Origin of the sequence: Campylobacter concisus, assembly GCF_003048445.1 — a bacterium.
Classification (GTDB): domain Bacteria; phylum Campylobacterota; class Campylobacteria; order Campylobacterales; family Campylobacteraceae; genus Campylobacter_A; species Campylobacter_A concisus_BF.
Genome location: NZ_PIQW01000001.1, coordinates 189038 through 212127, shown reverse-complemented (window position 1 = coordinate 212127; position 23090 = coordinate 189038). Strand labels below are relative to the sequence as shown.

The window sequence follows — 23090 nt, the reverse complement described above, 5'->3', positions numbered from 1 at the left end:
AATTTATTTAAATAGCCCTTTGATCTTCTCAAAAATCGACTTTTTGCCAGTCTCTTCTTGCTCTACTGCCTCTCTAATCTGCTGCACAGCAGTCTGTGCGTAGATGATAGCTCCCTTTGTATCGCAGTTAAAGAGGTTTGAATATGAGCTTGATTTGTTTAGATCAAGTGGATTTGGCTCCACGACCTCAGTGGCCTCGAGCAGACCTATTTCTAGCTCGCATGCGTAGTTTAGCGCATCTAAAAATGCAGGTAAATTTTGAGCGTAAAAGCCATCAATCGCATCTTTTATCTCACCACCTGCTTCATAGTCAGCCTTTAGTTTAGCTACGTTTTTAGCGTTTACATAAGCGCCACAACAGTAGTTTTCGGTGATCTCATTATAAATTTCACCACTAAATTTATCCAAAAAATCGCTTGGTAAAATTTCTCGCCAGTTGCTGACGTAGTTTTTAAATTTCTCATTTTGCCGCGCCAAAGAGCTTAGCGATGTGCCACGAGTGTAGAAATACTTTCTAAAAAAACCTTGCGTGACAGCGATACAAAAGCCGTGAGTTTTGTTAAAAATTTCATCGTCTTCATACTGTAACGCAGCGCTTAGTGTATCTTTGTACTTTTGCGCGTAAAATTCCTCTACGCCAGCCTTGCTAGCAAGTGCTAAAACCTTGTCAAATTTACCAGCCCTTGCAAGCTCAAGTGCCTCAAAATACCACTTTGAAATTTCATCTTCGCTAATGGCGTGATAGCTTATATCATAGCCCATTATCTGCTCTCATTTATGAAATTTTCGATGTTTGCGACGATCTTTGCGATGAGCGTCTTTCTAGCCTCCAAGCTGCCCCATGCTACGTGCGGCGTGATGAGTAAATTTTCTTTGTTTTTTACATTTAAAAATGGGCTATTTTTGCTCATTGGCTCGCTTTCTAAAACGTCGGTGCCAAAGCGTAAATTTCTCTCATCTATCGCCCTTGCCATCGCTACTTCATCCACTATGCCGCCACGCCCTAAATTTAACACTATCGCATCATCTTTTAGCAAATTTATCTCGTTTGTGCCCAGTAAATTTCTAGTCTTTTCATTTAGCGGTGCGTGGATGCTGATGATGTCGCTGCTTCTTAGTAGCTCATATAGGCTTTTTTGCGCAAACTCGCTATTTTTATTTGCTCCACTTGTCGAGTAGTAGCTCACGTTTGCGCCAAATGCACGTGCCGCTGCCGCCACGCCGCGTCCTATCTCGCCAAGTCCGATGATGCCAAATTCTTTGCCAGCGATCTCGCTGATATCTGCGCCAAGATAGGTGAGAATTTCGCTCTTCACCCACTCGCCACTTTTTACGTAGCGATCATAAAATTTGATGCGATTTGTTAGCTCAAAAAGCAAGGCAAATGTGTGCTGCACGACGCTTGCGGTTGAGTAGCCAGCGACGTTTTTAACGGCTATATTTTTAGCTTTTGCATGCTCAAGATCGACATTATTCATCCCAGTTGCGCTTATGCAGATGAGCTTTAAATTTGTCGCGTCCATCACGGCTTTGTCGATGATGACCTTGTTTGTGATGACCACATCAACGCCCTTTAGACGAGGCACGACCTCATCGCTTTTAGTTTTTTGGTAGCTGATAAACTCGCCAAATTTCTTAAAAACACTAAGATCTACGTTTTCTCCAAGTGTTGCTGCGTCTAAACAAACGATCTTCATCTTTAATCCTTAATGAAATGTCCTACAAATTTAGAGTAGTTATCTAAAATTTTGCCGCCCTTTCTATATCCAAGCGCGCACGCCTCATAAGCGTAAAATACCCCTGCTTGATAGCTCTCGCCCCTCTCATCTTGATTAAACTCGTAAAATTCTTGATAGATGGCTTTGTTTGAGTCGTATTCGCCATCATTGCTTGCTATTTGTGCGCCGTTTTCATCGTATATCGAGACGTTTGCACCTTCTCTACCAAATACCGGCTTTTTCACATATTTTTTGCCTTTTAGTGGCTCATTTGAGGTTTCAAGCAAGAGCGGGTGATTAGGATAAAGATCCCAAAGGATTTTTAAGATCCCTTTGCTTTGGAAAAGCAGCGTGTAGGCTGGATTTATGATGATAGCTTTTTGATTTTTGACGATGTTTGAAAGTATGAGAGCCAGCTCGCCCTCATCGATCGCTATGCTCTCCCAAGGGACCAGCTTGAACCAATACTCGAAATTTGCATCGCCTTTAAAAATGCCCTCGTCATCGTTAAAAACGACCTCATCAACGTAGGCAAAGTCTGTTTTAAAGCCAGCCTCTTTTGCGATGTATTGCAGTAGTTTTACGGTCTGCTCATCCTCGATACTGCCTGCGATGCTGCTAAAGAGTATCCCCCAGCCCTCGTAAAGATCGTCAAAGTCCGCATCCTCGTCGCCAAGCGTGATGAGACGTTTGAAATTTTGCTTTAGCGACTCGTAAAGGTCGTTAAACTGGGCAGCCTCGTCCATGTGATTTAGCTTTAGCATAGCCCACTGGATGATCGCCGTCTCAAAGACTGCCGTTGGCGTATCGGCGTTAAACTCAATGAGCTTTATAGGCTTACCATCAAGCCCTCCAGCTAGGTCAAACCTGCCGTAAAGGTGCCAATGAACGTCATTTTCCCAGCTATTTTTTATGATATCGACAAGGTTAAATGGTATGCCTATCTCGTGAAAAAGGTTGTTGTCGATCACGTGCTGAGCGGCATTTACATACATATCATATAGCTCGTTTGCCGCCTCGTAGTAGGCATTTGCCTCTTTTTCGCTTACTTGCACGATCTCATCTGCGATATACGAGCTGTTGTCGTTATCTGTATGCCATGCAAAGCCGATTTTTTCCATAAATTCGTTGTTTAATGGTTCTATCTTTTTTAAATTTATCATTTTCAGCCTCCAAAGCTTGATGAGCTAGAGCCTGACTTTGAGCCACCACCGAAAAATCCACTCTTGCCACCACTACTTCTTGCAGCAGAATTTGCCGCTTTTTGCTTGTTAAAACTATCCACACTTCTTGTATAGGCACTTGGATTTTTATATGTGCTTTGGCGATTTGCTTGGAAATTTTGGTTGCCAAAGAGCTTACTGCCTATCCAGCTACCAAGTATCGCGCCAGCTGCTGAGGCAAGGATCGTCTCGCCAAGGCTTAGCCCGCCGCTACTTAGCTGTGCGTCGCTAGTTCTTGTCAAATTTGAAGTGTTATTGTCGATCTTTGCGTTTGCTTGCGCTAGAAGCTTATCGATCTCATCTTTGCTTAGCACGCGCTCAGTACCGTTTATATCTTTTAGCACGACCCTAGTTTCGGTGCTTGGATACTCTTCTAAGATTTTATAAACGCCAGGTGCGCTCTCTTCGATGATGACAAAGGCACCGTTTTTTTGCGCAACTTCGTTTAGTGCGTTTTCATTACCGCCATCGTCGCTCCCACAACCTGCAAGTCCAGCCATTATAATGGCACCAAATCCTCCAACCGCAGCATATGTTGCTATCTTTTTAATGTGTTTCATATCTCTCCTATCAACTCTTTTAAATTTTTATGTCTTCTAACAAGTATCACGCCGCGTTTAAATTTGATAAATTTGGAGTGATGTATCGCTTTTATTATCTTTTCACTGATCTTTTTTGTCGCTTTTGGCTTTAAATTTAACTCCTTTAGATATTCGCTTAAATTTATCCATTTTGACTCGTCCTCTATCTGCGCATCTATCGCCACTTCGCTTGAGGCACTTTCGTTTTTAGGCGCTAAAAGCGGCCTTTGCATAGCATTTAGAAACTGCATGAGCTTCTCGTCCCTATCCTTGTAAATTTGCAAAATTTCATTTTTGCGCTCGATGAGCATCTGCTCTTTTTCTTTAAAAAGCCTATCTTTATCGGCTTGTAAGTTTAAATTTAAGCTCTTTAGCTCATTTAGTTCATTTAGCAAATAGCTTACAAACTCGTCGTTTTGGGATTTAGTTTTTGTGCTTTTTGAGGCGGTTTTTGTGGGTTTTTCGCTACTTGGTTCCTCGTCAAGGATGACAAATTTTGTGCCATTTTCAATGACCGTTTTTAATGAGCCTCGGCGAATTCTATTATAGACTGCTTCTTTTGTTATGCCTAAAATTTCTGCAGCTTCATTTACAGCTAGCTTTTGCATCGGATTTCCGTTTAAAATAAAATAAAAAAATTGCTTTGATTATAAAAAAATAAGGCTAAAAGAAGAGTTAAACAAAGAGAGCAAAGCCCTCTTTGTCTTGGTTTTAGAGTCTTGACTCGTAGCGTCTAAGCATATAAAGACGTTTAAGCATTTTCTTGCGAGCTGCAATTTTTTGTTTCTTGCGGATCTCAGTTTTAGGCTCAAAGAAGCGTCTAGCTCTTGCTTCAGTAACGACTAAATTACGGTCAGTTTGTTTTTTAAACTTTCTGTAACCCTCGTCAAATGACTCGTTAGGATGTACCTTAATACCAGGCAACGTCCTCACCACCTTTCAGATTAAAATAAGCCGTGAGTATAGTTTAACTTTCATAAATTTAAGCTTTTAGGCAAATTTAAAATATTTAATACTTTTTTAATAACCCAAAATTTATAATCTTGAAATTTCAAAAAAGGCTCACCATGTCAAAGGACATTCATTTTAGCTACGCCAAGAGGCGTTACATTTTTTTTGCCTGTATCACGCTATTTGTATTTATTTTGCCATTTATCAGGATAAATGACGCGCAGCTATTTTTGCTAAGTTTTGATAAGAGCAGAGTCGATCTATTTTTTACAAAATTTGATATGCAAGAGCTATATTTGTTGCCATTTTTGTTTATCACTTTGTTTTTGACTATATTTTTTCTAACAACGCTTGCAGGGCGTGTCTGGTGCGGTTGGAGCTGTCCGCAGACCATTTTTAGAACGCTCTTTCGTGACCTTTTGCAGACTAAAATTTTAAAGATCAGAAAAAATATCCAAAACAAACAAAATGAGCCACAAGGTCAAATTTTTAAGCGTGCATTAGCTGTTGGAATTTGGTGCGTTTTAGCTCTTATCATAGCTGCAAATTTTATGTGGTTTTTTGTGCCGCCATTTGAGTTTTTAGCCTATATAAGCGAGCCAAGCGAACATAAAATTTTACTTGCATTTTGGCTTAGCATAGCTGCTTGGCTAGTCTATGACGTGGTCATTTTAAAAGAGAATTTCTGTGTCTATGTCTGCCCGTATGCGAGGGTGCAGTCAGTTATGTTTGATAGCGACACGATCCAAGTCATCTACAATCAAAAACGAGGCGGCGTCATATTTGATGGCAAAGAGAAATTTAAAAAGCCAAAAGAAGAAGGCGCACTTTGTACTGGATGCGAGGCCTGCGTGAGGATATGCCCAACGCATATAGATATAAGAAAAGGCATGCAACTTGAGTGCATAAACTGCCTTGAGTGTAGCGACGCGTGCGCTAAAGTGATGGGGCATTTTAACGAAAGCTCGCTTATAGAGTGGAGAAGCATAAATTCTCAAAATGAAAATAAAAAGGTGAAAATTTTTAGATTTAGAACGGTTGCTTATCTTGTCATTTTATGCGTTGTCTTAGTAGCTGCGGCGCTGATGAGTGGTAAAAAAGAGAGCATGCTTTTAAATATAAATAGAACTAGCGAACTTTACAAGGTTTTAGATCAAGATGAAGTTGAAAATTCTTACGTCTTTTTGGTGCAAAACACCCAAAATAAAGAGCATACATTTTTCTTTGAGATAGATGATAAAAGTATAGAAATTTCGCGTCCAAATAGGCCTTTTACGCTAAAAGCTGGCGCAAAACAAAAGGTCATCGTCACTCTAAAATCAAAAAATGAAAACACGAGCGAAAAAGATCTTTTAAAACATATAAATATAAAAGCTTACGCGACTGACGAGCCAACTATCAGCGTGCAAAGAGCCAGCACCTTTATCTATCCTAAAAGATGATAAAATGGCGAAAATTTAGCGGGAAGTAAAATGGCGATCTCAGAAAAAGGCAAAAAACGATACGAACTCATCGTAAAAACAGCGCTTGATCTATTTTTAAAAAATGGCTACGAAAAGACAAGCCTTAGCGATATCGTGGCGATAAGTGGGGGCTCGCTTGCTAGTATTTACACATTTTTCGAGAATAAAGAGGGGCTTTTTAAGGCGATCATCGAGCAAGAGATAGATGACTTTATAAAAGAGATCGATGAGAAGATAGATCTTAAAATTTCTCATAGCTTGGAGGAGTTTTTAACCAAATTTGCAACCATCATCTTCTCCATCGTCTGCACAAAAAAAAGCGTCTTGCTTAGCAGGACTATGATAAGCGAGAGCTCTAAAAATGGCGGCAAACTTGGCAGGGTGTTTTTAGATCAAATTTTAAACAAGATCGACCTTGTACTTATAAATTTCTTTGAAAGAGATGAGGTAAAAGCCGAGCTTAATCCAAAATTTCCAGTCAAATTTGCCGCAAAGTGCTTTATGAAAAATGTAATTGGTCTTTATTACTTCGACTCGCTTATGATAAACGAAGAGCCAAAACTAAGCAAAAAAGAGCGTGAAGAGCACGTTGCTTTGTGCGTGGAGCTGTTTTTAAATGGCATTATTAAGAAGTAGAATTGACTTTTAATTTATTTTTGGTTATATTCACGGCATTTAAAATTTTGTAATGAAAATTACAAAACTAAACTTGGGATTAAAATTTAAAATTAAGAGGGGTTTTTATGTTGAAATTTAAGAGTTTTCTTGTGCTTTCAGTTGCCGTTTTTTTGCTTTCTGGCTGCTTTGAAAGTGGCGACAAAAAGGCTGCTGCAGGCCGCCAGATGCCGACATCTCATGTTGATATATTTGTTGCACAAAAAGCGGATGTGCCTATTAGCTTTGACTACACAGCCACGGTTACTAGCAACCAAGATGTCATCATATATCCAAAGGTTGGCGGCACGATCATAAAGCAGTTTTTTAAGCCTGGCGATAAGGTCAAGGCTGGAGAGAAGCTATTTCTTATAGATCCAGAGAAATATCAAGCTAGCTACGACTCACTTGACGCAGCCGTTGGCGTTGCAAATGCAAATTTAAAAAATGCCGAGACTGAGTTTAAAAGAATTTCTGCCCTTTATAAGAAAAATGCCGTCTCTCAAAAAGACTACGACGCAGCTGTTGCTGCTTACGATATCGCAAATGCAACTTTAGTAAGCGCAAAAGCAACTTTAAAAAATGCCAAGATCGATCTTGGCTATACAACTATCACGGCTCCATTTGACGGCGTTGTTGGCGATAATAAAGTAGATGTTGGCTCACTTGTAACAGCAAGCCAAACCCAGCTTGTAAGACTAACAAAGATAAATCCGATCGAGGCTGACTTTTACATCGCAGACGTGGATAATCTAAGTAGAAAAGCAAATTTAGATAACGGCGCTTGGCAGCAACTAAATAGCGAGGCTGTCTTAAATTTAAACAATGAAAATTTCACTGGCAAAGTGACATTTATAGATAACGTCGTAAATACCGCAACTGGCAGCGTTTTGGCAAAGGCTAGTTTTGATAACAGCGAAGGTAAAATTTTACCAGGTGCGTTTGGTCATATAAAGATGAGCGGATTTGTTCAAAAAAATGCCTTTAATATCCCGCAAGTTACCCTTCAGCAAAGCGCTACGAACACTTATGTTTTAGTTGTAAAAGATGGCAAAGTAAGCCAAAAAAATGTAAAAACTAGCTACCAAACAAAGGATATGGTCGTAGTGACTGAGGGCCTTGAAGAGGGCGATAAGATAATAGTTAATAACTTCCTTAAAATCGGAGTTGGCGCACCAGTTGAAACTGACAAAGACCTAAGCGCAAATTTCTTAAACAAAGATGCAAACGCTACAAGTAGCAAGTAAAGGCAGATAGATGTTTTCAAGATTTTTCATAAACCGCCCGATATTTGCAACTGTTATATCTATCATCATAGTTATAGCAGGTTTTATGGGTATCAAGGGGCTTCCTATAGAGGAGTATCCAAGTCTTACACCGCCTACTGTCTCTGTAACTGCGACATATAGCGGTGCTGATGCACAGACGATCGCTGACTCAGTCGCAAGTGCCATTGAAGATCAGATAAATGGTGTTGAAAATATGCTCTATATGCAAAGCACATCAAGCTCAGCAGGCACTATGAATATAAGTGTATATTTTAAGATCGGATCATCATCAAAGCAAGCTACGATCGATGTAAATAACCGCGTGCAAGCTGCCCTTTCAAGATTGCCTCAAGAGGTGCAAAACATGGGTGTAACGGTGCGCGAAAGAAGTGGCTCGATCCTTCAAGTAGTTGGCTTTTCAAACCCAAATATGAACCTAGTGGAGCTATATAACTATGTAAATTTAAACATCGCTGACGAGATCAAAAGAGTAAATGGTATCGGCGATACAGCGCTCATTGGCAGCAAAGAGTACTCAATGAGAATTTGGCTAAAGCCAGACAGACTATCTCAGTTTAAACTAACTCCAAGCGACGTCATCTCTCAAGTAAAAATTCAAAACTCACAATACGCCGCTGGTAAGATCGGCGAGCAACCATCAAAAGGTGAAAATCCCTATGTTTACTCGGTCGTTTCTGAAGGTCGTTTTAAAGATCCAAAGCAGTTTGGCGAAATTTTGATAAAGAGTGAGGACGGCAGCGTCGTAAAACTAAAAGAGGTCGCCACAGTCGAGCTTGGAGCTGCTAGCTACGCATCAGATGCTATGCTAAATGGCAAGCCAGCAGTGCCACTTTTGCTATTTTTGCAAAACGATGCAAACGCACTAGCAACTGCAGAGGCAGTAGCTGCAAAGCTTGAAGAGCTAAAGAAAACCTACCCAGTTGGCCTAGAGCACACCATAGCCTACAACCCAACTGAATTTATCACCGTCTCTATCAACGAGGTTATCAAAACTTTCATCGAGGCGATGCTACTTGTTCTTATCGTAATGTACTTTTTCTTAAAGAGCTTTAGAGCCACCATCATACCGATGCTCGCCGTGCCAGTCTCTATCATAGGTACATTTGGCGGACTTTATATCATGGGCTTTAGTATAAATTTGATCACGCTTTTCGCCCTAGTTCTTGCCATCGGTATCGTCGTGGATGACGCCATCATCGTTATAGAAAACGTTGAGAGAATTTTGCACGAAGATAAAAATATAAGCGTAAAAGACGCGACATTTAAGGCGATGGAGGAGGTGCAAACTCCAGTCATCTCTATCGTGCTAGTACTTTGTGCTGTTTTCGTGCCAGTATCTTTTATGGAGGGCTTTGTAGGCGTTATACAAAAGCAGTTTGCGCTAACACTTGTCGTCTCTGTTTGTATCTCTGGCTTTGTTGCTCTTACTCTTACGCCAGCACTTTGTGGTGTTATGCTTAAAAGGCAAGAGAGCAAGCCATTTTGGATAGTTCAGAAATTTAACGACTTTTTTGACTTTAGCACTAGGCTCTTTACAGCAGGCGTGGCAAAAATTTTAAAACACGTCATCATTAGCTTTATAGTCATTGGCATAATGGGATTTGCGACGTATGGCCTTTTTCAAAAGGTGCCAAAAGGGCTTGTGCCTTCAGAAGATAAGGGCGCTTTGTTGGTTATCACCTCGCTTCCACCTTCAACAAATATGCTAAAGACCAAAGAAGAGGTAAAATCTATTAGTAACGCCATTTTGAGCAACCCAAATGTCGAATTTACCATGGGATTTGCAGGCTATGATATGCTAGCTGGCTCACTTAGAGAAAACTCAGCCATTAGCTTTATTAAACTAAAAGACTGGAGCGAGAGAAAAGGCGCTGCAGATAGCGCAGATGCTTTGGCTGGGCAATTTAACGGCATGCTTTGGGGCTCAAAAGAGTCAATGACCTTTGTTGTAAATTTACCTCCTATCATGGGCTTATCGATGACTGGTGGCTTTGAAATGTATCTACAAAACAAGAGCGGCAAGAGCTACAACGAGATAGAAGCGGACGCTAGAAAGGTAACTGCAGCAGCAAATGCAAGACCTGAGCTAACTGGTGTAAGAACGACGCTTGAGACAAACTACCGCCAGTTTAAGATAACGGTTGATAAAGAAAAAGCAAGGCTATTTGGCGTAAGCGAGAGCGAAATTTTTAGCACGATAGCAGCTAGCTTTGGCTCTTACTACATAAATGACTTCAACCTTGCAGGTAAATCATACCGCGTATATGCAAGGGCAAGCGATAACTTTAGAAACAACCCTGAGGATCTAAGAAAAATTTTCGTCCGCTCAAATGATGGTGGCATGGTGCCATTAAATTCAGTAGCGACGCTTACAAGATCGATCGGACCTGATATCGTTGATAGATTTAACCTCTTTCCAGCGGCTAAGATCATGGGCGATCCAAAACCTGGCTACACATCAGGCGATGCGATCAGAGCGATCCAAGAGGTCGTAAATGACACACTAAGCAGCGAGGACTACGCTATAAGCTGGGCAGGAACTGCGTATCAAGAGGTAAATTCTCAAGGAACAGGCACAGTCGCCTTTATCTTTGGTATGGTCTTTGTCTTTTTGATCCTTGCGGCTCAGTACGAAAGATGGCTCATCCCACTTGCTGTTATCACGGCCGTGCCGTTTGCGGTATTTGGCTCGTTGCTAGCTGTTTGGATAAGAGGGCTAACAAATGATATCTACTTTGAGATCGGACTCTTGCTGCTCATCGGTCTAGCGGCCAAAAACGCTATTTTGATCGTAGAATTTGCTATGCAAGAGCGCGAGAGTGGAAAGAGCATATTTGAATCAGCTGTAAATGCGGCCAAACTTCGCTTTAGACCTATCGTAATGACCTCGATCGCATTTACTCTAGGCGTTTTCCCGATGGTTATAAGCACGGGCGCAGGCGCTGCATCTCGTCACTCACTAGGAACTGGCGTAGTTGGCGGCATGATCGCTTCTACCACGATAGCGATATTTTTCGTGCCAATGTTTTACTATTTGCTTGAAAATTTAAATGAAAAATACTGGAAAAAGGGAGCAAAAAAAGATGAGAAATAAGGCGTTTATACTTATAACAGCGGCGTTTTTGGCTGGTTGCTCGTTTCGCCCAGATATGCCAAATGTGGATACAAATTTCACCTCAACATACACTTTCGAGACAAGCGATATAAGAGATCTTTGGTGGAAAGAATTTCACGATGAAAACTTAAATTCTCTAGTCGAAAGTGCGCTTGAGAAAAATACAAATTTACGCATTGCATATTTAAATTTAGAGAAGGCAAAGGCAAGCCTTGGCGTTGCTGAGGCTGACTTGCTACCGGGAGTAAATTTAAACGCAAGTTATACCAAAGCAAAAAGCAGTGGTGAAACCTACACCAAGCAGCCTCAAACACGTTATAGAAGCTCGAGCATAAATTTAGGACTAAACTACGAGATAGATCTTTGGGGTAGAGTGCGAAATAGCGTGCTTGCAGCTAATGAAAATTTAAATGCGAGTAAATTTGACTACGATAGCGCCAGACTAAGCCTTAGCTCAAGTGTGGCAAAAAGCTACTTTGCTCTAGTGTCACTAAACATGCAAGAAGCGGTGCTAAAAGAGACACTAAAAACCTACGAAGATACGCTAGCGCTTCGCAAGACGCAGCTTGATCTTGGCGGCATAAATGAGATGACCTATCTGCAAAGTAAAGCTGAGGTTGAAAGGGCAAAGACTAGCCTAACTTCAGTGCTAAACTCAAAGTCGCAAGCGCTTACTTCGCTAGCCATCCTAACTGGCAAGAGCAATGACGAAATTTTAAAAGGAGCCATTGCTAGTGCGCAAAATTTACCAAGCTCACCTGAGATAAAGGCTGGCATCAGCTCAGATGTTTTGCTTAGAAGAAGTGATGTGGCAAAGGCACTAGCAGATCTAAAAGCTACAAATGCCCTTGTGGGCGTGGCAAAGGCTGATTATTTTCCTACAATCTCACTTACTGGACTTTTGGGCTTTACAAGTATTGATTTTGAAAATATATTTGTAGGAAATGCCAATACTTGGAATATAGGTGGCTCTTTAGCGCAAAAAATATTTGACTATGGCAGGACAAAAAACAACGTCCGTGTTGCTGAGACAAACGAGCAAATCGCAGCTATCACTTACGAAGCGACTGTTAGATCGGCCCTTGGCGAGGTTAGAGATGCCCTTATATCAAGGCAAAACGCAAAGCTCTCTTTGGATCAGGTAAAAAATTTGCTACAATCGCAGCAAAAGATTTATTCGCTTGCTAAAGATCAGTATAATGCTGGCTATATCGGCCACCTAGAGCTTCTTGATGCACAGAGAAATTTGCTTCAAGCAAAGCTTCAAGATATCTCAGCTAAGCTTGATGAGGTAGATAGCGCGGTTGAAGTTTACAGAGCACTTGGCGGCGGATTTAAAGTAGATAAATAAACTCAAAAAGGAGAAAAGTTGATGACTAAGATTTTAAATTTTTTATTTTCTTGGGGATTTTTTGTTTTTGCTATCGCTCTTGGCGTAGCATTATGGTTTGCGATAAATTACGTGGATACCATTAGGCTTGAGTCAAGCTTTTATGATATCGGCGAGATATTTATGATGGCAGCTGTCTTTGGTATCGTTTTTTACCTTATCGCAGCGATATTTGTTATACCTATTAGGGCGATGACAAAAAAGGCCTAAATCCTCTTTTCATCTAAGAATTAAATTTCTTAGATGATCCCTCAAAATATCTTATAAATTTCTTTTTACTTATTTAAATTTGAAAGAGTAGAAAGGGCGAAGATCGCCCCCTGAAGTATAAAATTTGATTATTTTGCGCTTTTGCAACCGCATGTGCAGCCTAAAATCCTATAAATGATAGCTCCAATGATCGCTCCAACGATAGGTGCAACCCAGAAAAGCCAAAGCTGCTCTAGTGCCCAAGTGCCTTGAAATATCGCAACGCCAGTTGAGCGAGCTGGATTAACCGATGTGTTTGTGATAGGTATCGAGATAAGGTGGATCAGCGTCAAACCAAGGCCAATAGCGATCGGTGCAAAGCCCTTTGGAGCACGCTCATCAGTAGCACCTAGGATGATGATAAGGAAAAACGCAGTTAGAACTATCTCTGCAACTAGTGCTGAGACTAGACTGTAGCCATTTGGTGAGTGCTCTCCGTATCCGTTGCTAGCAAAACCGCTTGCAGTAGCGTCAAATCCAGCCTTGCCTGAAGCGATAAGATATAGCACAGCAGCAGCTGCGATCGCTCCGATAACTTGTGCGATGACGTAAGGCACGAAGTCTTTTTTATCAAATCTTCCGCCAACTAGCAAGCCAACTGAGACAGCAGGGTTGAAGTGTCCGCCACTGATGTGACCAACTGCATAAGCCATCGTAAGAACTGTAAGACCAAAAGCAAACGCAACACCTACAAATCCAATACCAAGCTCTGGAAAAGCTGCTGCAAATATCGCGCTACCGCAACCTCCAAAAACTAACCAAAATGTGCCAAAAAACTCGGCTAAATATCTCTTCATTTTCTCCCTTTTAGGTAAATTAAAAGGGGCGATTTTAGCAGAAACGTGTGACATTACAAAATATTGTAAAGGTAAAGTTTTGTATAAATTTGAAAGTCTAGGCTTTTATATCAACCCTTCCATGAGTTTTACCATATCTCGTCGTATATCTTGGTGCTTTTAGATATGCAAAAAACACTAATGTACTATCGCCTTCTTTTAGCTTATCCAGTAGCTTTTGATCTTTTATATCAGTTTGTGGAGTGAAGCTTATCTCTTTGCCTTTAAATTTCTCTCCCTCCAGCTTTATGTCATTTGCTACAAAATTTGACTTTACTTCTTTGTTATACTCGCCTTGCTTGATAATTTTATAAGACCAATTCACCTCTTTATAATTATCATCACCCTTATTTGGCTTATAGACAGCTTTTAAATTTATAGTGTCTTGTATGGTTGTTTGATCTATGTTTTGTATATCTACGACTACGCCGGTTATATTATTTGCCACCTCAATAAGTGAAGTTTTTAGATCATATGTGATACTACCTTCTGCTTTTTTCTTTGCCTCAAGTGATATAACGCCATTATCACTCATGCTATGGATATCGCTAGTTGAGTAGTCTTTACTTAGATCACGGTAGGCTAATATAAATTTAGTTGTTCTTTTAAAGACACTTTGGTCTTTGTCTAGAATAAGATTTATATTAAATTTAGCCGTGTATGAGTTTTTATCTGCTTCTTCATTATCATTTTTCTCAAGTGAGCATGAGCGATATACCCTTTTGTCTTCGCAGTTATGCAAATAAATTTCTTTGATATCGCTACTATTTAAATTTTCATCAGTGATTATTAGATTTTTTACTATGAGATTACAATTTCCATTATTTGTAGTTGGTTTGCTCTCTTCTTTATCTGCTAGTTTTAGTCTTACATCAAACATGGCTGAGGATTTATCGCTTCTTAGGCTAAAGCCATTTTCTTTAGCAAAATTTAGCAGGTTAAAGTTTAGATTATTAAAGAAATTTAAAGTTACTTTGGAGCCATCATAAGAGTATTTTTTATCTTGTGATATAAATTTATTGTTGCTATCTTTGTAAAGCGTGACATCTCCGCTTGTCGCTGAATCTACAAATTTTATATCTTCTTCTTTGCTGTTTGCTTCGTATGGGTTAAATTTATAGTTAGTTAGCATAAGCTTACTTTCATCTTTACTTCCTTGTGGGTTTAAATTTATACAGTCTAGGTATGTCTTATCTGCCAAGATGATGGTAAGTTTTGTATTTTTAGGCTGATATGGTGCTATGATCTGCGCTGAATGATAGGGGCATATCAGTAAAATTTCTTCTTTATTACCTGCTTTAAACTCAGAATTTTCTTCTCGCTTTTTTAATGCCTTATTTATCTTTGAGATGTTATTAGTTCCGTCAGAGCTTATGCTAACTACATAGATATTATTTAAGGAGAAACTCTTAGATAACATATAATTTATTTTTTTACAAAATGGTTCAAAAATCCCTATATCAAAATCATTTAATGATTTTTGAAATTCAAGCAAGGTTTGTTTGCTATCTTCATAGTTTGGTAAGCTTTTGTATTTATCATTATTAGACCAAGAGTGTGGTAAATTTAGTATAGAAAAGAGATCAAGAGCTGCTTCAAACGATAAGTCATTTGGATTTATGGTGCCTTCTTTTTCAATGGACTTGGATATATCTATTATTGTTAAGAATTTATGCTTAAAAAATTTAAATACATCACTGCCATAGAAACCACCAATAATTGCTCCTGCTGTAGCACCGACTATAGAACCGATAGGACCCAATAAGATACCAGTAGTAGCACCTAATGCTGCACTGGTTAAATATGATGTAATAACAGTTCCAATAACGTCTTCCATACTTTTATCGGGATTACCATTTTTGTCAAATACTCCGTTTATAACACCATCAACTACTGAAAATATCTTTCCGTATGGTGTTGTGTTGGCAGCAATATTTGCTATTTTTATTCCATAGTCAAGCAAGCCGCTTGTAAAAGCCAAATACCCACTAAATGTTGCTAATGCATAGGTTCTACTATTATCAAAATTTTCTTTGCTAGTATTTTTATCAACGTAATTGACTACAGTTATTGTATAGTCGGCAGTATTGTTATTATCAAATTTCATTTAAATTACCTGTATACCAAAATTCTTTATATAAATTTTTATTTTGAAAAATATTTATTACTTTTTTTAAATCACATTTATCAAAAGAGTATATATCTATTATGATTGAACCCAAACACTCTAAAAATTTAACACCAAATTTTAATCTTATGAAAAAGAATTTATTCGTAAAATATTTATAATACCAAAGATACTTTACTTCAGTATATTTTATAGTTTTCGACCAAAATTTATATTTTGCAATAAAAAAATTATCATAAAAAATAACACTCTGGAGCATAAGAGGTAATATATACGCAAAAAAAGCTAGTAGCAATAGTATTCCACCAAAGATAGCTAACCTTACTTCCTCTGATAGCAATAAAAATATAGAGATAAAAATGGTTAAAAATCCAATAAAAGCGTTAAAAACTGAGCCAAATATTCTTGTTCGCTTTATTACTAAAATGGGTTTTTCTTGATTACTGTCCATGAGTTTCACTCCTTATTCGAAAATTTTACTTTAGTTATTATGAGATAAATTTATTTCTTGTCATTATCAACCATAATTTCTCTGGTAATTAATTGCATCAAAATAAGACCTTTAGCGCTACTTATATTTTTCAAAGGAGAAACCGATGTTGCAATATCACCGGTCACAGTCAGTAAATTTTTAGCTGCGTCAAGATTATTTAAGAATTTATCTCTTTTTGCTTGATTTAGATTGTCCAAATTGTTCTCCTATTTTAATACTCTCGTAATTATGACCTAACTCTTTATAAAATTCTAACTCATCTATATCTATTTTAAACTTGTTTAGAAAGTACTTTTTTATTAATGCTCTCTCAAATCTTGAAGTAGCGAGTATATTTAGCACTTTATCCTCTTGAAATATAATTACTGCATCATAGCTTTTATAGTAAGAACCCTTTGTTTTTACCAAATAAAATAGCCATTTTACAAATTTAAAAATTTTAAGCACTGATATTAAGGCAATAGGCAAAAGCCACTTTCTTAGTTTCTCTTGGATGCCTTTATACTTTTGAGATTTATGATAATAGTCGTCATAAGTCTTATAAATTTCAAATTTTTCACATAAATTTATACTCTCTATTAAATGACCATCTTGTAGAAATTCTATCTTTTCATTAGTTAATTTTACTATTCGTTTACGTCCATAAAAAAGGTATGGACGAATGTAAATAAAAAATATATGCGATATCATTAAGCATATCAAAAACGTTGCGCCTTTAAATACCCCAAATGCTAACAATATAGCTACTAATGGGATATGTAATAAAAACATAAATATTGAATTGTAGTCTTTTATAACTATCGGTCTTTTATCATAATCTCTCAATTTTATCCTTGCTTGCCTAGCTACTCTATACTATTTTAAGACCTCTTTGCTTTTTATATTTTTACAACGCCTTGATATCTCCGCCGATGACTCTTAGTCCCATGCTGTCAAATATCGCTTTTATGCCACCAACTTCTATCACAACACTTGCCCCATTTATAGTTACTTTGGTGCTGCCTACTTGGTGGATGATCTCATTTTTAGCATTGACCTCGTATGTCGTCTCGATCTCGCTAAACTTTGAGTCAGCCATCTCGGTGTGCTGCGCGGCTGTTTTTGTTGTGAAATTTGACTTAGCATTTATGTCGATGTAGTTGTTTGCCTGAAGCACGATGTGCTCGTTAGAAAACTCATTTATGCCCTTTTGAGAGTTTAGCTTGTAGCTACCGTCTATGTTTTGCTCTTTGGTACCTTTTATCTCTTTAGTCTCATCGTTGTGTATGGTTGTGTTGAGGTTTGATTTTATCTCGACAAATTTGTCATTACCGACAAACTCATGTCTATCTTGACCAACTCTAGTTGTATCATCAACAGCTACATTTAACGTGTTTGAGACGCCTACTACCGTATCTTTTGAAAGTCCGACCGTCGTTAGATATTCGCCTCCGACATTTACGTTTTTAGCAAGATCTATCGTTTGGATATGCGCTTTTTTGACCCTTTCAGTGTAGCTACCATGCACTTGAGAGCTTTTGTCGTTTAGTATCGTTTGAGAAAAATCGTTATTTACTAGCTCGTCGTAGTCTTTCTCGGCTTTTACATAAATTTGCTCTTTGTTTTTTAAGTTTGACAAAGTGATCTCGTTTATGCCGGTCTCGTTTGCACCTATCGTTTTTGAGCTAAGCGATGTTTGGTGGTAGTTGTTATCTACATTTACTAGTGGCATATTTGAGGCATTATAGAGGCTACCGCTTACCACTGGGTTATCTATGTCGTTTTGCAAAAATGAGATGATCACCTCATCGCCGACCCTAGGTATCGCAAAAAAGCCAGAGCTGTTGCTTGCGATAGGTGTGATCACTCTTAGATAGGCACTTTTATGATAGCTTGCGTTTATGGTGTCGTCTTTATCTATCTGCTCTTGTGTGCTAAAGGCATTTAGTCTTACTTTTACCCTGCCGTAGCTATCCGTATGGATGGTGTTTGTTTGGCTATTTAGCCCATCTTGTCCTACAACAAGGCCTAGAGTGATGTCAGGCGCTTTTGGCTTTTGCTTGTAACTTGGTACAAATTTCACACTGCTTGGGATGATGCTTAGTTCATTTGTATATGAGCTTATAAATTTCTTATCTTTTAAAGGGACATTGTCACCTAAATTTAGAGTATTTTCTAAAACGCTTTCGTCTATATAAGTGTGTTTTATAGCTATTATTTTAAACTCATACTCGCCGCTACTTTGATCTATGGCGACTGAGATATTGTCGTTTAAATTTAGAGCAAAGACGTTTGAGCTAGCGACAAATTCTTTCAAAAGCATATCGCTTCTTAGCTTTTTAAGATAGGTGCTGACCTCAAGCAACCTCGTATCACTAAATGAATACTCATCTAAATTTATATGCTTATCATAGATATTTACCTGCTCGTCAAATATCTTCTCGTTTTTGCTCTCTAGTACGTTTGGATAGGCTGTGTTTTGAAAAGAGTGGGTGAAGCTATTTGCTTTTAGAGTTTCGCTCTTTGTGATTTTATTTATGTGTTCGCTTGCAAGGTTGTTGTTTAAATTTACATTAAAGCTTACTTTTCTAGCCTCTTTACCTTTGCTCGGTTCGCTTTGTGCTAGGCCTTCAGCTTGGTTGCTATAAGCTAGGATAAAGGTATCATGAAAGTAAATTTTCTCATTATCTTCGTAAAAATATATGCCACTATCATGACAAAGTCTTGTTATAAAGGCTAGGTCACTTTCGTTGTACTGCGCTATAAATTCTTTTTTATTGTAGCTATTTTTGATATTTGAGAAGTCTAGCTCTTTGGTTAGCCTTTGCTTGTTAAAAGACAAAATTTCTTTTACTACTTCAAGCACGCTTTGATCTGTGTAAATTCTATTTGCTCTATTGATACTTAGTCTATATAGCGAAGATGTGAGTTTAAATTTGAAGAAATATTTTTTGTCTATATTTGTACTACTATCGTCATCAACGCCTAGATACTCGACATCGCTTACTATGCCGCTAAAGTAGATATAGTCGCTGCCATTATTGCTTGGGATGATACTCTTGTTTGTAGAAGATGGTCTTTTTATGCTTAGCTTCATGCCTTTATCAAGGTATCTATATATGCCAGTTTGAGCGTTATCGTTATAAATGCTCTCTAAATTTTCATAAAGCGGATTTTTGACTAAATTTATATAGGCAAAGCACTCTATGCTAAATATATCCTCTAAACTCTCATTTATATCAGCCCTTGTGACTATAAATTTATCGTTTGCTATCTGAAGAGTAGAGAAGGCATCGTTAGATACGCCATAATCTACAAAGCCGTCTGTTGCCACCGAGTTGCCAGATGCTAGCATGACTGGCTTAGTTAGTGATGATGTTGGTGATGTTATGTTTTTGTCCATTTGTTGCTCTTTCAATCTTTTTTCGTTTTCTTCTTCTTGTAATCTTTTTTCAAACATTTCGATATCGGTATCGGTTGAATTATGTAGTTCCCTAAATTTATCAACCATATCCATTCCCTTATAAAATTTAAATTCATTATAATGTCTAATGTTAATAATATCGACCCCAGTTTCAGCTATATCTGCAGCCTTTTCATATACTAAACCAAGGGTCCTTCCGAATAACTTCATTGTATCCTTAGCATTTTCATAAGTAGTTTTGTTAAAGTCTTTTACTTCTAGATTGTCATTTTTTATATCTAGTTTCTTTTTGCTTGTATTAAAAAAATCCATTATTTATTCCTACTTTCAAGCAAATTTCTTAATTCTTTGTCATCATTTATGTATTCTAGTGTCTCAAGCAAATATTTAAATAGATCCAATTTAGCTCCATTGTCTAATATTTTTTTAATCAAAGTCATTTTTTCTTCTTTATATCTTTTATATTGCTCTGTTTCTAGAAATTCTAAAGACTTTAAAGTATTCGGTGTTTTCTTAGATACTGAAATGCCATTTTTTGCCAAAAAAATTATATAATCTGAAATTATTTCACCAATTAATTCTCTTGTTATAGTAGGTTTTTTAGACAAAATATAATCAAAGGTTTTTGGCTTATCGACTACATAAGAAAGAGACAATAAATCAATCCAAGTAGATGTCAGTTTTGTTGATTTTACACCGATATCTGGACTACATTTAAAATCTTCTATATATGTTTTCATATACATTGCTGTTTTTTCATCGCTTATATCTTTGTTTGCTACAATGTTTAATGAATTTACGCATCCAAGATAATGTAAATTGATGATTGCTATATTAATAATAAATGAAATCAATATGCTCATTTATTATCCTTTTTATATTGCTCTAGTAGTCTATCTAAATCTTTTTCATCTCCTACTATCTTTAATATAACCCTCAAATAGCCATAATGATAAGGATCTTGACCATGTTCTAAAAGCTTTTTGATTAGCTTAAATTTTTCTTCTTTAAATTCTTTATATTTTTGAGTTTTTATAAATTCTAGTAGCTCAGGGCTTGCTTTTTTATCTTTTATGCCATCGCTATTTTCTCTAAAAAAGACTAGGAATTCTGTTGCGATGTCTCTTGTTAGCCACTTACTAGGGAAGGTACCTTTTTGTAAAAGTAAATCAAGTGTTTTAGGCTTATTCATTGCATAAGTACTGTCAAGTAGATTTGGTTCATAATGCAATTTATCATTTTCTAAAGTAATATTAGCATCACAACCAATCTTATCTATGTAATATTCTATGTCTTTAGCTGTATTTTCATCGGTTGTATTTTTGTCAAATATCACAGCAAACATATTTAAACAATTTGCTTCATGTGAATATAAAGATGTTATGAATAATATTATTACTAGAAGCCTCATAGTATCCTTCCTTTTTGTGTATTGACACAAAAAATCTTATAAAAAAGCATAGATGTCGATACTGCTAATAAATAAACCCCAAACCCTGAAAAAAGAGCTTGAAAAAGAGAGATAACTATAAAAATTTCAAGCTTGCTTTGAAACATTACGCTATAGTCCCAAGCAAAAAAGCTTATGCCATCTGTAACTATATAGCCAGTGTAATATACATAAATAGCAAAAATACTAAATGAAAATCCAAAAATCAGCCATTTAAAATCAAGTCTTTTTATCATTTCTGATGTTTCATTGTTAAAAAAAATAAAGAAGCGACATATCGTATAAAAAATAGTTTCCAAAGCCCACAATAAACCAACTATCCACATGTAACTTACATAAAATTCTATCTCTTCTTTAAAAGAGCTAACTCCGCTAAAAATTTCTATATTAATAAAATACTGCTTCATAAAATTTACAAATTCTTGGCATATTTGAAACTTGCTTAACAAATCACTTGGCAATATAAAGATACCTAAAGAAAAAATAAAATAACTTACCAAAATAAAAATAGTAAGCTTCTTATCATGAGCTTCATAGTATCTCTTAAGCAAATTACCTATTATATTTTCTTTTATATTTTTATTAAATTTCATTGGTTTGTCCATGAAATACTAGATAAACTGGCTTAGTTAGTGATGATGTTGGTGATGTTATGTTTTTGTCCATTTGTTGCTCTTTCAATCTTTTTTCGTTTTCTTCTTCTTGTAATGCCTTTTCAAACATTTCGATATCGGCGTCAGTGAGGTTACGGTAATTTTTAAACCACTCCACTTGATCCATTTTTTTAATTTCTTTAAATTCTCTGTAGTCTTTATCTTTTGTGATATCAATCTGCCTTTCGGCCATATCAGCAACTTTCTTATAAACAAAGCCGCCAGGTCCAGCAATAGTACTAAATGCACCACCAGCGGCTTTTGTCGCTCTTGTTGCATCTCCATATTTACTTTTTTTATCAACGCCTGCTATTTCATTATTTTCATTTTTTATATCTAACTTCTTTTTATTTATATTTAAAAAATCCATTATTTATTCTTTCTATTTAATATTTTTTCTAGATCTTTTTCGTCATTTATGAGCATTAATATATTTTTTAAGAAGCCATAATCTTTTGGATCTTGTCCATACTCTAATAGTTTTTTGATTAGCCTAAATTTTTCTTCTTTAAATTCTTTATATTTTTGAGTTTTTATAAAGTTTAGTAGCTCAGGGCTTGCTTTTTTGTTGTCTATACCGACACCATTTTCTCTAAAGAAAAATGCAAAGTCAAATCCTATAGATGTAGCTAATTGCATATTTGGCTTAGCACCATTATCCAAAAGCAGATCGAAAGTCTCATTTTTTTTATAATCATGTGCAAATTCGAGTAAATCATATGTTCTATTAGAAAGCTTTTTATTTTTTAAAGTTATATCTGTCGTACATCCATATTTTTTAATATATTCCTCAATATATTTTCTTGTATCATTGTCGCTTATATTTTTATCAGCTATTATGTTAAACATATCAGCACAATTTATTGTATGTGAATATTGTGAATATAAAGATGTTATAAGAAATATGATTATTGCTAATTGCCTCATTGTACTAATTCCTTTTTATTCCCATTATTTAATAAATTCTCTAAATCTTTTTCTTCATTTATAATTTTCAGAATAATCTTTAAAACTTTATAGTCTTTTGGATCTTGTCCATGTTCTAATAGTTTTTTGATTAGCTTAAATTTCTCTTCTTTAAATTCTTTATATTTTTGAGTTTTTATAAATTCTAGTAGCTCAGGGCTTGCTTTTTTGTTGTCTATACCGACACCATTTTCTCTAAAGAAAAATGCAAAGCTCATACCTATAGACGTTGCTAAGCTTGCATTAGCAGCTGTTCCTTTTGCCAAAAGAGTATCAAAAGTTTTTGTTTTATTTGTATCATAAGCATACTCTAATAAATTTGATCTTATTGAAAGATCTGGAATTTCAATAGTCATATTAGCATCGCATCCAAGATCATCTATGTAGTATTTGATGTACTTAGCTGCTTCAGCGTCACTTAAATTTTTACTGAAAATGAGTCCAAACATATCCGTGCAGTTTGCTTCGTGTGAATATAAAGATGTTATGAGAAATATGATCATAGCTAAGTGTTTCATATCGCATTTC

24 protein-coding genes are annotated in these 23090 nt (G+C 36.8%); 6 read left to right on the top strand and 18 right to left on the bottom strand.

The window, feature by feature from the left end:
* Nucleotides 1–3: 3 nt before the first annotated feature.
* From CVT14_RS01150 to rpsU, 6 genes are all read right to left on the bottom strand, one after another.
* On the bottom strand, nucleotides 4–762 hold the full coding sequence (locus CVT14_RS01150) for a hypothetical protein (RefSeq protein ID WP_021089461.1): 759 nt from the start codon (nucleotides 760–762) through the stop codon (nucleotides 4–6).
* A complete protein-coding gene (locus CVT14_RS01145; protein WP_107849481.1) occupies nucleotides 762–1697 on the bottom strand; it encodes a D-2-hydroxyacid dehydrogenase in 936 nt (311 codons plus the stop codon). The genes CVT14_RS01150 and CVT14_RS01145 overlap by 1 nt, the downstream gene beginning before the upstream one ends.
* 2 nt (nucleotides 1698–1699) lie before the next feature.
* A complete protein-coding gene (locus tag CVT14_RS01140) occupies nucleotides 1700–2881 on the bottom strand; it encodes a glutathionylspermidine synthase family protein (protein ID WP_107849480.1) in 1182 nt (393 codons plus the stop codon).
* 2 nt (nucleotides 2882–2883) lie between these two features.
* Nucleotides 2884–3501, bottom strand: a complete 618-nt coding sequence (locus CVT14_RS01135; protein WP_103607312.1) for a UPF0323 family lipoprotein — start codon at nucleotides 3499–3501, stop codon at nucleotides 2884–2886.
* Nucleotides 3498–4130: a DNA-binding protein gene (locus CVT14_RS01130; protein ID WP_107849479.1), complete on the bottom strand. Its 633-nt coding sequence runs from the start codon at nucleotides 4128–4130 to the stop codon at nucleotides 3498–3500. Before CVT14_RS01130 ends, CVT14_RS01135 begins: the two co-directional genes overlap by 4 nt.
* 103 nt (nucleotides 4131–4233) lie before the next feature.
* Nucleotides 4234–4446 (bottom strand): 30S ribosomal protein S21, encoded by a 213-nt coding sequence (rpsU, locus tag CVT14_RS01125; RefSeq protein WP_009294994.1) that lies wholly within the window; start codon nucleotides 4444–4446, stop codon nucleotides 4234–4236.
* 143 nt (nucleotides 4447–4589) lie between these two features.
* Here rpsU and ccoG point away from each other — a divergent pair, with 143 nt between their 5' ends.
* The 6 genes from ccoG (at nucleotide 4590) to CVT14_RS01095 (ending at nucleotide 12594) form a co-directional block, all read left to right on the top strand.
* Nucleotides 4590–5915 (top strand): cytochrome c oxidase accessory protein CcoG, encoded by a 1326-nt coding sequence (ccoG, locus tag CVT14_RS01120; protein WP_107849478.1) that lies wholly within the window; start codon nucleotides 4590–4592, stop codon nucleotides 5913–5915.
* A 30-nt stretch (nucleotides 5916–5945) separates the two neighbouring features.
* Nucleotides 5946–6572: a TetR/AcrR family transcriptional regulator gene (locus tag CVT14_RS01115; protein ID WP_107849477.1), complete on the top strand. Its 627-nt coding sequence runs from the start codon at nucleotides 5946–5948 to the stop codon at nucleotides 6570–6572.
* Between the two features lie 107 nt (nucleotides 6573–6679).
* Entirely contained in the window at nucleotides 6680–7837 is a 1158-nt protein-coding gene (locus CVT14_RS01110; RefSeq protein WP_107849476.1) for an efflux RND transporter periplasmic adaptor subunit, read from the top strand.
* Between the two features lie 10 nt (nucleotides 7838–7847).
* Entirely contained in the window at nucleotides 7848–10973 is a 3126-nt protein-coding gene (locus tag CVT14_RS01105) for an efflux RND transporter permease subunit (protein WP_107849475.1), read from the top strand.
* The gene (locus CVT14_RS01100) at nucleotides 10963–12345 is read left to right on the top strand and encodes an efflux transporter outer membrane subunit (RefSeq protein WP_107849474.1); all 1383 of its coding nucleotides are present in this window, start codon (nucleotides 10963–10965) and stop codon (nucleotides 12343–12345) included. Before CVT14_RS01105 ends, CVT14_RS01100 begins: the two co-directional genes overlap by 11 nt.
* A gap of 21 nt (nucleotides 12346–12366) precedes the next feature.
* Nucleotides 12367–12594 carry a hypothetical protein gene (locus CVT14_RS01095; protein ID WP_004318043.1) on the top strand — a complete coding sequence of 76 codons (228 nt, stop codon included), beginning with the start codon at nucleotides 12367–12369 and terminating at the stop codon, nucleotides 12592–12594.
* 128 nt (nucleotides 12595–12722) lie between these two features.
* Here the strand turns inward: CVT14_RS01095 and aqpZ are convergent, their stop codons facing one another.
* The 12 genes from aqpZ to CVT14_RS01035 form a co-directional block, all read right to left on the bottom strand.
* On the bottom strand, nucleotides 12723–13430 hold the full coding sequence (aqpZ, locus tag CVT14_RS01090; RefSeq protein WP_103574900.1) for an aquaporin Z: 708 nt from the start codon (nucleotides 13428–13430) through the stop codon (nucleotides 12723–12725).
* 97 nt (nucleotides 13431–13527) lie between these two features.
* Nucleotides 13528–15576 carry a hypothetical protein gene (locus CVT14_RS01085; protein WP_107849473.1) on the bottom strand — a complete coding sequence of 683 codons (2049 nt, stop codon included), beginning with the start codon at nucleotides 15574–15576 and terminating at the stop codon, nucleotides 13528–13530.
* Nucleotides 15566–16048 carry a hypothetical protein gene (locus CVT14_RS01080; RefSeq protein ID WP_107849472.1) on the bottom strand — a complete coding sequence of 161 codons (483 nt, stop codon included), beginning with the start codon at nucleotides 16046–16048 and terminating at the stop codon, nucleotides 15566–15568. Before CVT14_RS01080 ends, CVT14_RS01085 begins: the two co-directional genes overlap by 11 nt.
* 50 nt (nucleotides 16049–16098) lie before the next feature.
* Nucleotides 16099–16287 carry a hypothetical protein gene (locus CVT14_RS01075; RefSeq protein ID WP_087583044.1) on the bottom strand — a complete coding sequence of 63 codons (189 nt, stop codon included), beginning with the start codon at nucleotides 16285–16287 and terminating at the stop codon, nucleotides 16099–16101.
* Nucleotides 16256–16915 carry a hypothetical protein gene (locus CVT14_RS01070; protein ID WP_087583045.1) on the bottom strand — a complete coding sequence of 220 codons (660 nt, stop codon included), beginning with the start codon at nucleotides 16913–16915 and terminating at the stop codon, nucleotides 16256–16258. The genes CVT14_RS01075 and CVT14_RS01070 overlap by 32 nt, the downstream gene beginning before the upstream one ends.
* Before the next feature lie 61 nt (nucleotides 16916–16976).
* Nucleotides 16977–19805 (bottom strand): type VI secretion system Vgr family protein, encoded by a 2829-nt coding sequence (locus CVT14_RS01065; protein ID WP_199907313.1) that lies wholly within the window; start codon nucleotides 19803–19805, stop codon nucleotides 16977–16979.
* Nucleotides 19805–20356: a hypothetical protein gene (locus CVT14_RS01060; RefSeq protein ID WP_107849471.1), complete on the bottom strand. Its 552-nt coding sequence runs from the start codon at nucleotides 20354–20356 to the stop codon at nucleotides 19805–19807. Before CVT14_RS01060 ends, CVT14_RS01065 begins: the two co-directional genes overlap by 1 nt.
* Nucleotides 20353–20904 (bottom strand): hypothetical protein, encoded by a 552-nt coding sequence (locus CVT14_RS01055; RefSeq protein WP_223228991.1) that lies wholly within the window; start codon nucleotides 20902–20904, stop codon nucleotides 20353–20355. Before CVT14_RS01055 ends, CVT14_RS01060 begins: the two co-directional genes overlap by 4 nt.
* Nucleotides 20901–21536, bottom strand: a complete 636-nt coding sequence (locus tag CVT14_RS01050) for a hypothetical protein (RefSeq protein WP_107849470.1) — start codon at nucleotides 21534–21536, stop codon at nucleotides 20901–20903. Before CVT14_RS01050 ends, CVT14_RS01055 begins: the two co-directional genes overlap by 4 nt.
* Nucleotides 21526–21966: a hypothetical protein gene (locus CVT14_RS01045; RefSeq protein ID WP_107849469.1), complete on the bottom strand. Its 441-nt coding sequence runs from the start codon at nucleotides 21964–21966 to the stop codon at nucleotides 21526–21528. Before CVT14_RS01045 ends, CVT14_RS01050 begins: the two co-directional genes overlap by 11 nt.
* Complete coding sequence (locus CVT14_RS01040; RefSeq protein WP_223228990.1) at nucleotides 21966–22523, bottom strand: hypothetical protein; 558 nt, start codon at nucleotides 22521–22523, stop codon at nucleotides 21966–21968. The genes CVT14_RS01045 and CVT14_RS01040 overlap by 1 nt, the downstream gene beginning before the upstream one ends.
* Complete coding sequence (locus CVT14_RS01035; protein ID WP_234403097.1) at nucleotides 22520–23011, bottom strand: hypothetical protein; 492 nt, start codon at nucleotides 23009–23011, stop codon at nucleotides 22520–22522. Before CVT14_RS01035 ends, CVT14_RS01040 begins: the two co-directional genes overlap by 4 nt.
* Between the last annotated feature and the right edge of the window lie 79 nt (nucleotides 23012–23090).

Excerpts from the sequence above, each read along its gene's own strand:
- CVT14_RS01150 (WP_021089461.1), bottom strand. The coding sequence starts at position 762 with ATGGGCTATGATATAAGCTATCACGCCATTAGCGAAGATGAAATTTCA.
- CVT14_RS01145 (WP_107849481.1), bottom strand. The coding sequence starts at position 1,697 with ATGAAGATCGTTTGTTTAGACGCAGCAACACTTGGAGAAAACGTAGAT.
- CVT14_RS01140 (WP_107849480.1), bottom strand. The coding sequence starts at position 2,881 with ATGATAAATTTAAAAAAGATAGAACCATTAAACAACGAATTTATGGAA.
- CVT14_RS01135 (WP_103607312.1), bottom strand. The coding sequence starts at position 3,501 with ATGAAACACATTAAAAAGATAGCAACATATGCTGCGGTTGGAGGATTT.
- CVT14_RS01130 (WP_107849479.1), bottom strand. The coding sequence starts at position 4,130 with ATGCAAAAGCTAGCTGTAAATGAAGCTGCAGAAATTTTAGGCATAACA.
- ccoG (WP_107849478.1), top strand. The coding sequence starts at position 4,590 with ATGTCAAAGGACATTCATTTTAGCTACGCCAAGAGGCGTTACATTTTT.
- CVT14_RS01115 (WP_107849477.1), top strand. The coding sequence starts at position 5,946 with ATGGCGATCTCAGAAAAAGGCAAAAAACGATACGAACTCATCGTAAAA.
- CVT14_RS01110 (WP_107849476.1), top strand. The coding sequence starts at position 6,680 with ATGTTGAAATTTAAGAGTTTTCTTGTGCTTTCAGTTGCCGTTTTTTTG.
- CVT14_RS01105 (WP_107849475.1), top strand. The coding sequence starts at position 7,848 with ATGTTTTCAAGATTTTTCATAAACCGCCCGATATTTGCAACTGTTATA.
- CVT14_RS01100 (WP_107849474.1), top strand. The coding sequence starts at position 10,963 with ATGAGAAATAAGGCGTTTATACTTATAACAGCGGCGTTTTTGGCTGGT.
- CVT14_RS01095 (WP_004318043.1), top strand. The coding sequence starts at position 12,367 with ATGACTAAGATTTTAAATTTTTTATTTTCTTGGGGATTTTTTGTTTTT.
- aqpZ (WP_103574900.1), bottom strand. The coding sequence starts at position 13,430 with ATGAAGAGATATTTAGCCGAGTTTTTTGGCACATTTTGGTTAGTTTTT.
- CVT14_RS01085 (WP_107849473.1), bottom strand. The coding sequence starts at position 15,576 with ATGAAATTTGATAATAACAATACTGCCGACTATACAATAACTGTAGTC.
- CVT14_RS01080 (WP_107849472.1), bottom strand. The coding sequence starts at position 16,048 with ATGGACAGTAATCAAGAAAAACCCATTTTAGTAATAAAGCGAACAAGA.
- CVT14_RS01065 (WP_199907313.1), bottom strand. The coding sequence starts at position 19,805 with ATGGATTTTTTTAATACAAGCAAAAAGAAACTAGATATAAAAAATGAC.
- CVT14_RS01060 (WP_107849471.1), bottom strand. The coding sequence starts at position 20,356 with ATGAGCATATTGATTTCATTTATTATTAATATAGCAATCATCAATTTA.
- CVT14_RS01055 (WP_223228991.1), bottom strand. The coding sequence starts at position 20,904 with ATGAGGCTTCTAGTAATAATATTATTCATAACATCTTTATATTCACAT.
- CVT14_RS01050 (WP_107849470.1), bottom strand. The coding sequence starts at position 21,536 with ATGAAATTTAATAAAAATATAAAAGAAAATATAATAGGTAATTTGCTT.
- CVT14_RS01045 (WP_107849469.1), bottom strand. The coding sequence starts at position 21,966 with ATGGATTTTTTAAATATAAATAAAAAGAAGTTAGATATAAAAAATGAA.
- CVT14_RS01040 (WP_223228990.1), bottom strand. The coding sequence starts at position 22,523 with ATGAGGCAATTAGCAATAATCATATTTCTTATAACATCTTTATATTCA.
- CVT14_RS01035 (WP_234403097.1), bottom strand. The coding sequence starts at position 23,011 with ATGTTTGGACTCATTTTCAGTAAAAATTTAAGTGACGCTGAAGCAGCT.